The following is a 12,173-nucleotide window of genomic DNA, read 5'->3' as shown; positions in this document are numbered from 1 at the left end:
TGATTCCACCCTGAGCGACCGGCCCGCATGATGTCATTTTCCGCGTGGTTTGTCCTGTAGCACTGCCATGACGGCGCTTCAGGGTTTGACCAGGTTGGACGAGATCACGCAATATTATACAGGGTCGCCAAGTGTTTAACGGGCGACATTTTTACGGGACACGCCCCCTATCAAACGCTTGAATGAATTTATTCTAAGGGCATGCCTGCCGGTTCTAACCAAGCGAGGACACCATGAAAGTACTCGTCGCGGTCAAACGCGTCATCGATTATAACGTCAAGATTCGGGTCAAGCCGGATCACTCCGACGTCGATCTCACCAACGTCAAAATGGCCATGAACCCGTTCTGCGAGATCGCCGTGGAAGAAGCGGTGCGCCTCAAGGAAAAGGGCGTGGCCAGCGAGGTGGTCGCCGTGACTATCGGTCCCAAGGCCGCGCAGGAGCAACTGCGTACCGCTTTGGCGTTGGGTGCCGATCGCGCGATCCACGTCGAGACCGACGACAAGGTCGAGTCGCTGACCGCTGCGAAGCTCCTCAAGCGGGTCGTCGACGACGAACAGCCCGGCCTGACGATTCTCGGCAAGCAGTCCATCGACACCGACAACAATCAGACCGGCCAGATGCTGGCCGCCTTGGCAGGCATGGGACAGGGCACGTTCGCCTCCGAGGTACAGGTCGAGGGTGACGAAGTCCAGGTAACCCGTGAAATCGACGGTGGTCTGCAGACCGTCGCGCTCAAGCTGCCGGCGGTAATTACCACCGACCTGCGCCTCAACGAGCCACGCTATGCCAAGCTGCCCGACATCATGAAGGCCAAGAAGAAGCCCATCGACGTCAAGAGCCCCGACGATATGGGCGTCGCCGTAGCCTCCAGCCTGAGCGTGCTCAAGGTAGAATCGCCGGCGGAACGCCAGGGCGGCACCAAAGTGGCCTCTGTGGATGAACTCGTCGACAAACTCAAGAACGAAGCCAAGGTGATCGCATGAGCATTCTGGTTATCGCCGAACATCATAACGGCCAACTGGCGGAAAGCACCGCCCACGTGGTCGCCGCGGCTCAGGCCATCGGCGGAGACATCGAGATCCTGGTGGCGGGCGAGAGCGTCGCGGGCGTTGCCGAGTCGGCCGCCAAACTGACCGGTGTCAGTAAGGTAAGGGTCGCTGACGACGGCGTCTACGCCCACCAGCTTGCAGAGCCGACGGCCGAGCTCATCGCCGGACTCGCCGACGACTACAGCCATGTGCTGGCCGCTGCCTCCACCCAAGGCAAGAACGTGATGCCGCGCGTCGCCGCCCTCAAGGACGTGGCCGCACTGTCGGAAGTGATCGGTGTGGAAAGCCCCGATACCTTCCTGCGCCCGATCTATGCGGGCAACGCGATTGCCACCGTGCAGTCGAGCGATGCTCTCAAGGTCATCACCGTGCGTACCACGGCCTTCGATGCTGTCGATGCGACGGGGAGCGCCGAGGTCGAGTCGGTCAACGCCACGGTCGAAAACACCCTATCGCAGTTCGTCAGTGAGGAACTGGCCAGCAGTGATCGGCCTGAGCTTGGCAGTGCCCGCGTGGTCGTCTCCGGCGGTCGCGGCATGGGCAACGGTGAGAACTTCAAGCTGCTCGACGGTATCGCCGACAAGCTGGGCGCGGCGATTGGCGCTTCGCGAGCGGCCGTGGACGCCGGCTTCGTTCCCAACGATATGCAGGTCGGGCAGACCGGCAAAATCGTCGCACCGGAGCTGTACATCGCCGTGGGGATCAGTGGCGCCATTCAGCACCTGGCGGGGATGAAGGACGCCAAGGTCATCGTGGCGATCAACAAGGATGAGGAAGCGCCGATCTTCCAGGTCGCCGATTACGGCCTGGTGGGCGATCTGTTCGAAGTACTTCCCGAACTCGAGTCCAAATTGTAAGTCGAAGTCCCAACGCGGCCTGCCGAGTAGCGTTAGGCCGCGATGCATTGCCAAACCGGCCTTCGTGGCCGGTTTTCTGTATCATGACGCATGATTGATAATTATTCTTGTTTGTATTAGCGTACTAGCCGTCCTTTCGTCGGCGCTAATGAGCGACCGACAAGATCAAGCAACGGGAGAAAGCGTGGTGCCTAACGACACGCGAAGCCGAACACGGACATGCCGGCGTGCGGCTTGCGCCGGTATGGCGTTATTGATGGGTATTTCCGCAATGGCCTCGGCGCAGCAGGCGTCATTGCGAGACGCCAGTGCGCAGGCGCAGCAAGAGCAGGCGGCGTTGCAGGACAAGATAGACGCCGCCGACGATGAAACGCGTGAATTACTGACGCGCTTGCGCGATGCCAGCCGCGAAGCCTCGCGTCTCGAGCGCTATAACGACGAACTTGCCCGCCGCAATCAGACGCAGCAGGCCTTGATCGAGAAGCGCCGCGAGGCCATCGATCAACTCTCGGTGACGCGTGAAGCTTTGCCGGGGCAGTTGCGTGACATGGTGTCGCAATTGCGCACCCTGATCGAAGCCGACTTACCTTTCTTGCGCGAGGAGCGCCTGGCGCGCGTCGAGAGTCTCGATTCGATGCTCGATGACAGCGAAATGAGCGCGGGTGACAAACTCGACCGCGTGCTCTCCGCCTGGCGCACGGAACTCGACTACGGCCGTGAGATGGATGCCTGGCAAGGCCCGCTGGTAGGCGATGACGACCGCCAGGTCGACTATCTCCGCGTGGGGCGTATTGGGCTTTATTACGCCACGCCGGATGGCCGTTCGGGCGGTGTCTGGCGCGCCGATGCCCAGGAGTGGCAAGCCCTTGAGGGCGATGCGCTCGATGAACTGCGCAAGGGGTTGCGTATTGCGCGCGATCAGCGGGCGCCGGCATTGCTTGACCTCCCGGTCTCGGTGGCGGTCGAGACGCAATCGGCCGACGACGCGAATTCTCCAGCCGCGGACGAGGAGTCGTCATGAGCACAAGGAAGTCTCTGTGGTCCCGGGCATGGGTATTGGCCCCGGCGCTGGTATTGACGCTGGCACTGCCGGGCATCGTGCCATCGGCGTTGGCCCAGGAGGGCGATTCAAGCCCCTCGCTGGGACAAATGTTGGAAAGTCTGCGTACGGATAGTGAGGCTGCCGAGGCGCGAGACCGGGAGCGCTTGAATGCGCTGGTGGATGACCGCACTGCACTGCGCGACGCGGTGGAAGAAGCGGAAGCCGAACGCGATGATGCGCGGCAACGGCGCGATGAGCTGGAGGCAACGCAAACGAGCCAGCGTGAAGCGCTCGACGATGTCAATCAGCGGCGTCGCGATGAAGCGGGCGATCTCGATGGCGTATTCGATGTGGCGCAAGGGCAAATCGGCGAATTGCGTGATGCGCTGGGCGACGGCTGGTTGACCGTGGGGACGCGGACGACACTGCCGGAACGGCTCGACGATGATGCCATCATCGATACCCAGACACTGGAAAACTTGGGGCGGACGTTCGCCGAGCTGACGGCGGAAACCGGGCGCGGCGTACGCTTCGAGGCGCCCATCGCCGATGCCGAAGGTAACGTCGAAAAGCGTGAGGCGGTGCGGTTGGGCGACTTTCTCGCCTTCAGTGGTGGCAAGCTCTTGACGCGTGACACGGGAAATCAAGCGGATGAGGCTGGCCTGCGTATGGTGTCGCATACGCCCGAGGATGCCAGCGATGCGCTGCAGGCCTTTCAGCATGGCGAAGGGGAACGCGTGATCTTCGACCCCACTCAGGGCAATGTGCTCGATGCCCTGGCGCAGCAACCTTCGCTGTGGGAACGTTTTCAGCAGGGCGGAGCGGTTGGCTATGTCATCGTGGTGCTGGGCATCGCGGGCTTGTTGGTGGCGCTGGCGCAATACGCGTATTTGCTGATGGTCAGCCTGCGTCTGCGTCGTCAACTCCGCACTCCCGAAACCCTGCGCAACGATAATCCGCTGGGACGGGTGCTGGGTCGCTTCGCGGCGCTCGGACACGATCACGCACCGGAAGCGCTGGAGGCACGCCTCGACGAAGCGCTGCTGGCTGAAAAACCGCGTCTCGAGCGTGGCCAGCCCCTGGTCAAGCTCATGGCGGCCGTCGCGCCTCTGTTGGGCCTTCTGGGGACCGTGACCGGAATGATCGGCACTTTCCAGTCGATCACCGTGTTTGGCACCGGGGACCCGCAGCTCATGGCAGGCGGGATTAGCCAGGCGTTGGTGACCACCGTGCTAGGCCTGATCACCGCTGTGCCGCTTCTATTCGTGCATACCGCCTTGAGTAGTCGCAGCCGCGAATTGCTCGGCACACTCGAGGGACGGGCGAGTGCCGTGCTGGCCGAGCATCTCGAGGCCTCACACGGGCATACGAGGACGCAGGCCGATGTCCACGCTCGCTGAGCCCATCGTCTGGCTGGTCAAGGCCGGTGGCCCGGTACTGGTGATGATTGCCGTGGTGGCCATGGCGCTTTTCGCCATGGGACTGGAGCGCGGCTTGTACTGGCAGTTCGTGCATAGCCGCCGTCGTCGGGCACTGGTGGCGCGCTGGGTCGCGCGCCATGATCACGCCAGTTGGAGCGCGTTGACGCTGCGCGAGGTCTGGACGTCGGAGCTCATCGGCCAACTGCGGCGCCCCCTGCCGTGGCTCAAGCTACTGGTGGGGTTGTGCCCGCTGCTGGGGTTGCTGGGGACGGTCACCGGGATGATCCAGGTCTTCGATAGCCTCTCCTTGACCGACGTCAACCAGGCACGGGCCATGGCCGATGGCGTGGCCCGCGCGACGTTACCGACATTGACCGGCATGGCGGTCGCCGTGGTGGGACTATTGTTCACCACCCGTCTTGAACACGTGATTCGGCGCGAGGATCAGCGGCTACATGACCGCATGGCACGTGCCGTGGAGGATGCCAATGCGTAGGCGTCGACTACAGGACGTCAACGACGACGCCCAGGAAATCAATCTCACGCCGATGCTGGATGTGGTCTTCATCATGTTGATCTTCTTCATCGTGACGACCAGCTTCATCAAGGAGAGTGGCGTGGAAATCGACCGCCCCGAGTCGTCCTCCGCGACCGCACGCCCCGAAGCGCAAGTCATGGTGGCGATCACCGCCGAGGACGCCGTGTGGGTCGATGGACAGCCGGTGGATGCGCATCGTGTGGGCAATGAAGTAGCCAGTCTGGTGAGCGACGAAGGTGGCGTCGTGATTCAGGCCGACCGCCAATCGACCACCGGGCTTCTCATTGAAGTCATGGATGCCATTCGCGATGCCGGCGTTGAAAACGTCGCCGTGGCGGCGGATCGAGGCGCCGACGGATGAGGACGATTGCAGGCGCTGTAGGCGGCATCTTGATGGCGTTGGGGCTTTTTTACCTATTGGCCCTGCTGGTGGCGCCGCCGGAAGATAACCGTGAACCGGTCGAGCAGCCGATGTCGATGTCACGCGTCGAGGCGCCCGAGACACAACAGGCGTCGGCGCCGGAAGCGGCTGCACCGGATGCGCCGACGCCACCGACTCAAACGCCACCGCCACCGCCGCCCTCGCCAGTGCCCGCGAGCCAGAGTGATAGCGCGCTGACGTTGCCCGAGCCGGAAACATCGGCGCCTCCCTCGCCGGAAGTGCCGGAGGAGTCGTTGCCCGAGCTCGAGGAAATCGAGCCCACGCCTGAGCCCGAGCCTGAACCGCAGCCCGATCCCGAACCGCAGCCCGACCCTGAGCCTGCAGAAGAAACGTCACCTTCGGAGGCGACGTCGCAAGGCGACAGCGATGAGGCCGCGGACACCGAAGCCTCGGCGAGCGGCGAAACGAGCGAGCAGGACGCTGAACAAGTCGGCTCACCTCAGCCGACCCAGCGCGTGCCGCCGGAATATCCGTCGCGGGCGCAGCGGCGAGGTATCGAGGGATTCGTGGAGGTGAGCTTCACGATCCTGCCCAATGGCCAGGTCGATGGCGATTCCTTGCGCGTCACCGATGCCGAGCCGCGTAGCATGTTCGAACGTGCGGCGCTCAAGGCCGTCGCCGACTGGCAGTTTCCGCGAAGCGATCACCCGCGTGAAGCGCGTCAGCGGCTGGAATTTCGTCTCAAGAGGTAACGCATGCAGTGGCGTCATTGGGGATGTGTAGCGATGCTCTGTCTGGGCCTGGGAATGGCCAGCACGAGTGCCAGTGCGGCCGGGCCGGCACTGGCGCCGGACATGGTGCAGGCGTTGGAGTCACTGCAGCAGCGCATGCAGGATAACGCCAGCGAGAGCGCCATCGAGGACGCCAAGGCGGCCGCTGCGCGGCTACAAGGCGGTAATCGGGCGGATCGCTGGGCGCGTGCCTTGTTTCTGCAACTGGCGGCCACCGGAGAGGCGCAGCGAGGACGGGATGCCGCCGCTGCGGACTTGTTCTATCAAGCGCGGCGCATTGACGGTGTGGGCAGCGATTCGCGCCGGCGCTGGCTCAATCAAGAGGCGCGTTTGAGGCTGCGCGCGGGGCAGACTGCGCAAGGCACCGAATTGCTCGGCGAGTGGATCGAGCGTCATGGCGGTGATCGCGACACCTTGTGGCTGATGGTGCATGCCAAGGCAACGCAAAAACAGTGGTCGCAGGCGGCGCAGTGGGTCGACCGTGCGCGGCGCGCGGGTGACATGGATGCCGAAAGACGTCGTTTGGCGGCCAGCGTTTATCAGCACGCCGAGCGTTACGACGCAGCGCTGGAACTGCTTGACGATCAGCTGCAAAGTGAGAGTGACGACCCCCAGTCCTGGCGACGTGCCGCGGCGCTGGCACAGCGCATGCAGCAACCTGGTTTGGCAGCGGCATTATGGGAAGCCGGCTGGCGGCGGGGCGTACTCGTGGGCAAGGACGACCTCGAGCGTTTGATTCGGCTGCATCTGGCTGGCGGGACCCCGGCGCGCGCTGCCGAGCATCTGGAAACGGCATTCGAGAAGGGCACGCTGCCACGCGATCGCGAGCATCTGCGTCTTCTGGCCGAGGCCTGGACGTCGGCGCGCGCGCACCAAAAGGCGTTGTCGGCGTGGCGCGCGCTGGTCGACGAGACCCAAGCCGCCGAGGACTGGCGTCAGCTCGGTGAGCTGGCCTATGGCTGGGGTGAGTGGTCGACGGCGATAGAAGCGCTGCGCCAGGCGCGTGAGCAGGGGGCCGATCCCGCGCGAACCTGGTTGCTGGAAGGGGTATCGCAACTGGCGTCGTCGGATGAAGAAGCGGCGCGCGCGGCGTTCGAAGCGGCGCGCGATGCCGGTGCCTCGCAGGCCGAAGCATGGCTGGCATCGCTCGACGAAGAGGGTGTCGGGAAAGCGCCCGACGTCGACGCATCACTCAATGAGACGACACCCGAGGCGCCCTCCGATACGCAATGACGCATTGCCCCCGCGTTATACGGACGTTGATGGGTCTTACAACGCTAGCTGTGCCCATACCGGGGCGTGATCCGAAGGACGCTGGATGCCGCGTAGTTCGTAATCGATGCCTGCGTCTTCCACCCGCTCGCACAGCGTGGGGGTGACCATGATGTAGTCGATCCGCAAGCCGCGCTTGGGCTCGCGCTCGAAGCCCCGAGAACGGTAGTCGAACCAGCTGAAGCGATCGTCGACTTCGGGATAGCGCAGACGGTAGCAATCGCTCAGCCCCCAGTCGGCAAGGCGTGTGAGCCATTCACGCTCGACGGGTTGGAAACTGGTTTTGCCTTCGCGCAGCCAGCGCTTGCGGTTGGACTCGCCGATACCGATGTCGATGTCGGCGGGCGAGATATTGAAGTCCCCCATGACCGCGAGCCGTTCGCTGGGCGTATGCCGCTCTTGCAGCAATGCCGTGAGCCGGGCATAGAAATCGCGTTTGTTGGGAAACTTGGTGGGGTGTTCGACATTTTCACCCTGGGGGAAGTAACCGTTGTACACGGTCATGCTCTCGCCGTCGTCACAGCTGACGCGGACGCCGATCAAGCGTCGCTGGGCTTCTTCGCCATCGTCGGGCAGGCCATAATGCACGGCCTCGGGGGGCTGTCGGGTGAGTAACGCGACGCCGTAATGGCCTTTCTGGCCGTGAAAAGCGACGTGATAGCCGAGCGCCTCGACGGCCTCGCGCGGGAACTCGCTGTCCTGCACCTTGGTTTCCTGGAGACCGATGATATCAGGACGGTGCGACTTGATGAGCGCCTCCAACTGGTGAAGGCGAGCGCGGATTCCGTTGATGTTGAAGGAGACTAGGCGCATCAGCGATCACCCCGTGAGTCGTCGTCGCGTGTCGGCGTGCCATGCACGTCAAGGGTTGGCGCTTGCTGTTGACGTGCCTGGCGACGAGCTGCCTGCAGTTTGCGTTGCTGACGTTTCTTCTGCACGTAGCGCGGCGACGATTTGACCTGATCGGGGTTGTCGTGGCGCCATTTACGAAAGTCCTTGCGACGCCCGGTGCGAATCGTCACCTTGCTGGCGATCGAGCGTGTTTTTTTGCTGCGTGTCATGTCGTGACCCTGTGTCGTATTGACTTGAGGAACATTCTACCAGCCGCGTTGCCGGGCGACATCCGTGCTTGAGCGCGATGCACGCGCGACGCTCGGCAATGACTGATACAATGCCCGCTTGCGTCGTGATCCAGCTTGGCTGTCGCGATGGCCGTGGCGCGCTCCGGAAAGGCGGACAAGCGCGCTGGATTCATGCATTTGCGTACGAATATGGACAGACATAGAAGCCTATGAGTGAGTCGGATAAAACCCCAGCACCGGCCCAGAACCGCAAGCCCAAGCGTCGGCGTCGCAAGCCGCGTCGGTCGCAGTCCCAGTGGGATATCAAGCAGTTTCAGGTGACACCGGTGGCGGGCAAGTGGCGTTTTCACGATTTCGATCTTCCTGTGCCGCTTATGCGCGCGATTCACGCCCTGGGATTCGAATACTGCACGCCGATCCAGGCGGAAGCCTTGACGCATACGCTGCTTGGTGGCGATGTGGTCGGTAAGGCGCAGACGGGCACCGGCAAGACCGCTGCTTTCCTGATTTCGATTCTGGCGTATTTCCTGGAAGAGAAGGCCCCCGACGGCCAGAAGCCTGGTGCGCCGCGTGCGTTGATCGTCGCGCCGACGCGTGAGCTGGCACTGCAGATCGAGAAAGACGCCAAGGCACTGGCACGCTTCACGTCGCTCAATGTGGCCAGCGTCGTCGGCGGCATGGACTATCAGAAGCAGCGCGATCAGTTGTCGCGCAAGCTCGATGTACTGGTCGCGACGCCGGGGCGCTTGCTCGACTTCCACGAGAAGCGCGATGTCGATTTGACGCAAACCGAGGTGCTGGTCCTCGACGAAGCGGATCGCATGCTGTCGATGGGCTTCATTCCCGACGTCAAGCGCATCATCCAACATACGCCCAAGGCCGAAGAGCGCCAGACCTTCCTGTTCTCGGCGACGTTCAGTCCGGACATTCTCAACTTGGCCCGCCAGTGGACGCATGACGCCACGCACGTCGAGATCGAGGCCAGTCTCGAGAATGCCGCCAACATCGACCAGCGTGTCTATCTGGTGGGTGATAGCGACAAGCAGCGCTTGCTGATCAACTTGCTCAACCAAGAGAGCATGGAACGCGTGATCGTGTTCGGTAACCGCCGTGATCTGGTGCGCAACCTCGACAGCGAACTGCGCCAGGCGGGGATCAATGTGGCGATGCTCTCCGGTGATGTGCCGCAAAAAGCACGTATCGAAACGCTCGACCGTTTCCGCAACGGCGAGGTGGATGTGCTGGTTGCCACCGATGTGGCAGGGCGGGGCATTCATATCGACGATGTCAGCCATGTGGTGAATTACACCCTGCCGGAAGATCCCGAGGATTACGTTCACCGTATCGGCCGCACGGGCCGTGCCGGCGCCGAGGGCGTGTCGATCAGTTTCGTCGGCGAAGAAGATGCTTTTGCGCTGCCGGGAATCGAGTCCTACATCGACGCCAAGCTGCCCTGTCAGCATCCTCCCGAAGGGTTGCTCTGACCCTTGGCGGAAACGGCATCCCAGGCGCTCGATCCCGAGCTCAAGGCGACCATTCAGGCGGCCTACCGGCAGGTGCTCGACGGGCTCGAGCTGACGCCGCGTTATGGTCAGCGCCTGATGATCGCCGAGATCGCGCGGACCTTGGGCGGCATCGAGGCGGATGACGCTGGTCGACGTCTCTCCAACGAGCATGTCTGCGTGCTGGAAGCGGGGACCGGCACTGGCAAGACGCTGGCCTACCTGCTTGCTGCGCTGCCCATCGCCCAGGCGCGAGGTAAGCGCCTAGTGATCTCCACCGCCACGGTGGCGCTGCAAGAGCAGGTACTGCATCACGACCTGCCGGCCCTCAAGGCGCATAGCGGCCTCGATTTCGAATACGCTCTGGCCAAGGGCCGGGGGCGCTATTTGTGCGTGGCGCGACTCGATCAAGCCTTGGAAGGCGGGGAAGACAATCCCACGCTGTCGCTTTTCGAAGAGGCGATGACGTCCCGCGACGGCGACGACTTCCAGGCCCTGGCGCACGAGATGGCTGAGGCCTACTCGGCAGGGCGCTGGGAAGGGGATCGCGATAGCTGGCCGACGGGGATCGACGATGCCGATTGGCGCCGCCTGACCATCGATCATCGACAGTGCACCAATCGTCGCTGTGGCCACTTCGGCGCCTGCGCCTTCTTTCGTGCCCGCCGTGGGCTCGATCAGGCCGATATCATCGTCGCCAACCACGATCTCGTGCTGGCGGATCTTTCCTTGGGGGGCGGGTTGGTATTGCCATCGCCCAAGGAGTGCATCTACGTCTTCGATGAAGGGCACCATCTGCCCGATAAGGCTCTCGACCACTTTTATCACCGATTGCCGGTCAACGGTACGCTACGCTGGCTGCGCACGCTGAAGAAGTCGCTGACCGAGCTCAATACCGCGCTGACCGTGCAGCCGACCCTGGCTCGCTTGTTGTCGAGCTTGCCGGAAGCCATCGCCGCGCTGGAACCGCGCCTCGGCGAGGCGTTCGCCATGGGGCATAGCATCGCCGAGTTGGAACACGGGCTGCCTGAAGAAGCCAGTGATGCCGTGCATCACCGCTTCTCCATGGGGCGGGTGCCCGAAGCACTTTCCGAGCAGGCTGGGGCGATGGTCACGGCCTTCGCCGAGTTGTCGCGTACGCTCGAGAGCATGGCCGACATCCTGCGCGAGAGCCTCGATCCGGAAAAGGCCACGGGCTTGCCGCGCGAACAGGCCGAGGCCTGGCTGCCGTTGATCGCCCTGCTGCACGGTCGGACTCTGGAAGCGCATGCCCTGTGGCAGGCATTGGCCACGACGGACCCCGAGGACGGCGTGCCGCAGGCACGTTGGCTGACCTTCGAGCGTGTCGCCGGCGAGGCAGAGTTGACGTTTTCGGCCAGCCCCGTCTCGGCCGCCGAGACCTTGGCCCGGCATTTGTGGGGCACATGCTATGGTGCGGTGGTGACCTCGGCGACGCTGACTGCGCTCAATCGCTTCGAGCGTTTGCAAGAGCGCGCCGGGCTTGCCAATCGCTATCGCTATCAACGCCTGCCGAGCCCTTTCGATTATTCGCGAGCGGTGCTTAGCGTGCCGCCGGAAGCCGTCGACCCCAGCAATCGCGAGGCTCACGAGCGTGCGCTGATCGACTTCACCCAAGCGCTGGGTGAGCGCGAAGCCGTGCTCATGCTGTTTTCGTCGCGCAAGCAGATGCGCGCCGTGCTCGATGCGTTGCCAGAGGCGGTGCGTCAGCGGGTGCTAGCGCAGAATCACCTACCCAAGCGCGAATTGCTGCAGCGCCATCGCGCGCGCGTCGATGCCGGAGAGGGCAGTATCATCTTCGGGCTGGCGAGTTTCGCCGAGGGGATCGATCTGCCGGGTGAGTATCTCACGCATGTGGTGATCACCCGCTTGCCGTTTTCGGTGCCCGATGACCCGGTGGGAGCGACCCTGGCGGAATGGATCGAGAGTCGTGGCGGCAATCCGTTCATGCGCATCTCGGTGCCGGATGCCTCGATTCGTCTGGTCCAGGCCTGCGGTCGATTGATCCGTAAGGAAGCCGATCAGGGACGCATCACATTACTCGATCGCCGTGTCCTGACGCGTCGTTATGGAAGGGCGCTGCTCGATTCGTTACCGCCTTTCCGGCGTGAAATAGACGGCGTGGCGCAGTAAAGCGCTTCGTAGACAGAGCTTAGGCACTTTTCGGACAGCCTGTTTCGAGCAATGCCTGGTCTCTTGAGCGATAGTCGACCCCG

At 63.2% G+C, this 12,173-nt stretch carries 12 protein-coding genes; 10 read left to right on the top strand and 2 right to left on the bottom strand.

Features of this window, described 5'->3' with window-relative positions:
• The first annotated feature begins 233 nt into the window (after positions 1–233).
• From L1075_RS00185 to L1075_RS00150, 8 genes are all read left to right on the top strand, one after another.
• Positions 234–986 carry an electron transfer flavoprotein subunit beta/FixA family protein gene (locus L1075_RS00185; RefSeq protein WP_040243646.1) on the top strand — a complete coding sequence of 251 codons (753 nt, stop codon included), beginning with the start codon at positions 234–236 and terminating at the stop codon, positions 984–986.
• Positions 983–1,909: an electron transfer flavoprotein subunit alpha/FixB family protein gene (locus tag L1075_RS00180; RefSeq protein WP_246939063.1), complete on the top strand. Its 927-nt coding sequence runs from the start codon at positions 983–985 to the stop codon at positions 1,907–1,909. Before L1075_RS00185 ends, L1075_RS00180 begins: the two co-directional genes overlap by 4 nt.
• A 148-nt stretch (positions 1,910–2,057) precedes the next feature.
• Positions 2,058–2,930, top strand: coding sequence for a DUF3450 domain-containing protein (locus L1075_RS00175; RefSeq protein ID WP_343310711.1), 873 nt, complete (start codon positions 2,058–2,060; stop codon positions 2,928–2,930).
• Complete coding sequence (locus L1075_RS00170) at positions 2,927–4,351, top strand: MotA/TolQ/ExbB proton channel family protein (protein ID WP_246939058.1); 1,425 nt, start codon at positions 2,927–2,929, stop codon at positions 4,349–4,351. Before L1075_RS00175 ends, L1075_RS00170 begins: the two co-directional genes overlap by 4 nt.
• The gene (locus L1075_RS00165) at positions 4,335–4,868 is read left to right on the top strand and encodes a MotA/TolQ/ExbB proton channel family protein (protein ID WP_246894633.1); all 534 of its coding nucleotides are present in this window, start codon (positions 4,335–4,337) and stop codon (positions 4,866–4,868) included. Before L1075_RS00170 ends, L1075_RS00165 begins: the two co-directional genes overlap by 17 nt.
• Complete coding sequence (locus L1075_RS00160) at positions 4,861–5,271, top strand: ExbD/TolR family protein (protein WP_040243640.1); 411 nt, start codon at positions 4,861–4,863, stop codon at positions 5,269–5,271. Before L1075_RS00165 ends, L1075_RS00160 begins: the two co-directional genes overlap by 8 nt.
• Positions 5,268–6,044: an energy transducer TonB gene (locus tag L1075_RS00155; protein ID WP_246939055.1), complete on the top strand. Its 777-nt coding sequence runs from the start codon at positions 5,268–5,270 to the stop codon at positions 6,042–6,044. The genes L1075_RS00160 and L1075_RS00155 overlap by 4 nt, the downstream gene beginning before the upstream one ends.
• Before the next feature lie 3 nt (positions 6,045–6,047).
• Complete coding sequence (locus L1075_RS00150; protein ID WP_246939052.1) at positions 6,048–7,316, top strand: tetratricopeptide repeat protein; 1,269 nt, start codon at positions 6,048–6,050, stop codon at positions 7,314–7,316.
• Between the two features lie 36 nt (positions 7,317–7,352).
• Here L1075_RS00150 and xthA read toward each other — a convergent pair whose 3' ends face one another.
• Positions 7,353–8,168 (bottom strand): exodeoxyribonuclease III, encoded by an 816-nt coding sequence (gene xthA, locus L1075_RS00145; protein ID WP_075370405.1) that lies wholly within the window; start codon positions 8,166–8,168, stop codon positions 7,353–7,355.
• Complete coding sequence (locus L1075_RS00140; protein WP_246939049.1) at positions 8,168–8,416, bottom strand: hypothetical protein; 249 nt, start codon at positions 8,414–8,416, stop codon at positions 8,168–8,170. The genes xthA and L1075_RS00140 overlap by 1 nt, the downstream gene beginning before the upstream one ends.
• 230 nt (positions 8,417–8,646) lie before the next feature.
• On the opposite strand from L1075_RS00140, the gene L1075_RS00135 reads away from it, so the two are divergent.
• On the top strand, positions 8,647–9,921 hold the full coding sequence (locus tag L1075_RS00135) for a DEAD/DEAH box helicase (RefSeq protein ID WP_075370407.1): 1,275 nt from the start codon (positions 8,647–8,649) through the stop codon (positions 9,919–9,921).
• A 3-nt stretch (positions 9,922–9,924) separates the two neighbouring features.
• Entirely contained in the window at positions 9,925–12,090 is a 2,166-nt protein-coding gene (gene dinG, locus L1075_RS00130) for an ATP-dependent DNA helicase DinG (protein WP_246939047.1), read from the top strand.
• Positions 12,091–12,173: the final 83 nt, after the last annotated feature.

It is taken from the genome of Chromohalobacter beijerinckii (assembly GCF_023061185.1).
Taxonomy (GTDB): domain Bacteria; phylum Pseudomonadota; class Gammaproteobacteria; order Pseudomonadales; family Halomonadaceae; genus Chromohalobacter; species Chromohalobacter beijerinckii.
Note: the sequence above shows the minus strand (reverse complement) of the source record. Positions and strands in the feature narration are given on the sequence as shown.

What these genes read in the sequence shown, in the direction of transcription:
- L1075_RS00185 (WP_040243646.1), top strand. Translation starts at nt 234, where the DNA reads ATGAAAGTACTCGTCGCGGTCAAACGCGTCATCGATTATAACGTCAAG.
- L1075_RS00180 (WP_246939063.1), top strand. Translation starts at nt 983, where the DNA reads ATGAGCATTCTGGTTATCGCCGAACATCATAACGGCCAACTGGCGGAA.
- L1075_RS00175 (WP_343310711.1), top strand. Translation starts at nt 2,058, where the DNA reads ATGAGCGACCGACAAGATCAAGCAACGGGAGAAAGCGTGGTGCCTAAC.
- L1075_RS00170 (WP_246939058.1), top strand. Translation starts at nt 2,927, where the DNA reads ATGAGCACAAGGAAGTCTCTGTGGTCCCGGGCATGGGTATTGGCCCCG.
- L1075_RS00165 (WP_246894633.1), top strand. Translation starts at nt 4,335, where the DNA reads ATGTCCACGCTCGCTGAGCCCATCGTCTGGCTGGTCAAGGCCGGTGGC.
- L1075_RS00160 (WP_040243640.1), top strand. Translation starts at nt 4,861, where the DNA reads ATGCGTAGGCGTCGACTACAGGACGTCAACGACGACGCCCAGGAAATC.
- L1075_RS00155 (WP_246939055.1), top strand. Translation starts at nt 5,268, where the DNA reads ATGAGGACGATTGCAGGCGCTGTAGGCGGCATCTTGATGGCGTTGGGG.
- L1075_RS00150 (WP_246939052.1), top strand. Translation starts at nt 6,048, where the DNA reads ATGCAGTGGCGTCATTGGGGATGTGTAGCGATGCTCTGTCTGGGCCTG.
- xthA (WP_075370405.1), bottom strand. Translation starts at nt 8,168, where the DNA reads ATGCGCCTAGTCTCCTTCAACATCAACGGAATCCGCGCTCGCCTTCAC.
- L1075_RS00140 (WP_246939049.1), bottom strand. Translation starts at nt 8,416, where the DNA reads ATGACACGCAGCAAAAAAACACGCTCGATCGCCAGCAAGGTGACGATT.
- L1075_RS00135 (WP_075370407.1), top strand. Translation starts at nt 8,647, where the DNA reads ATGAGTGAGTCGGATAAAACCCCAGCACCGGCCCAGAACCGCAAGCCC.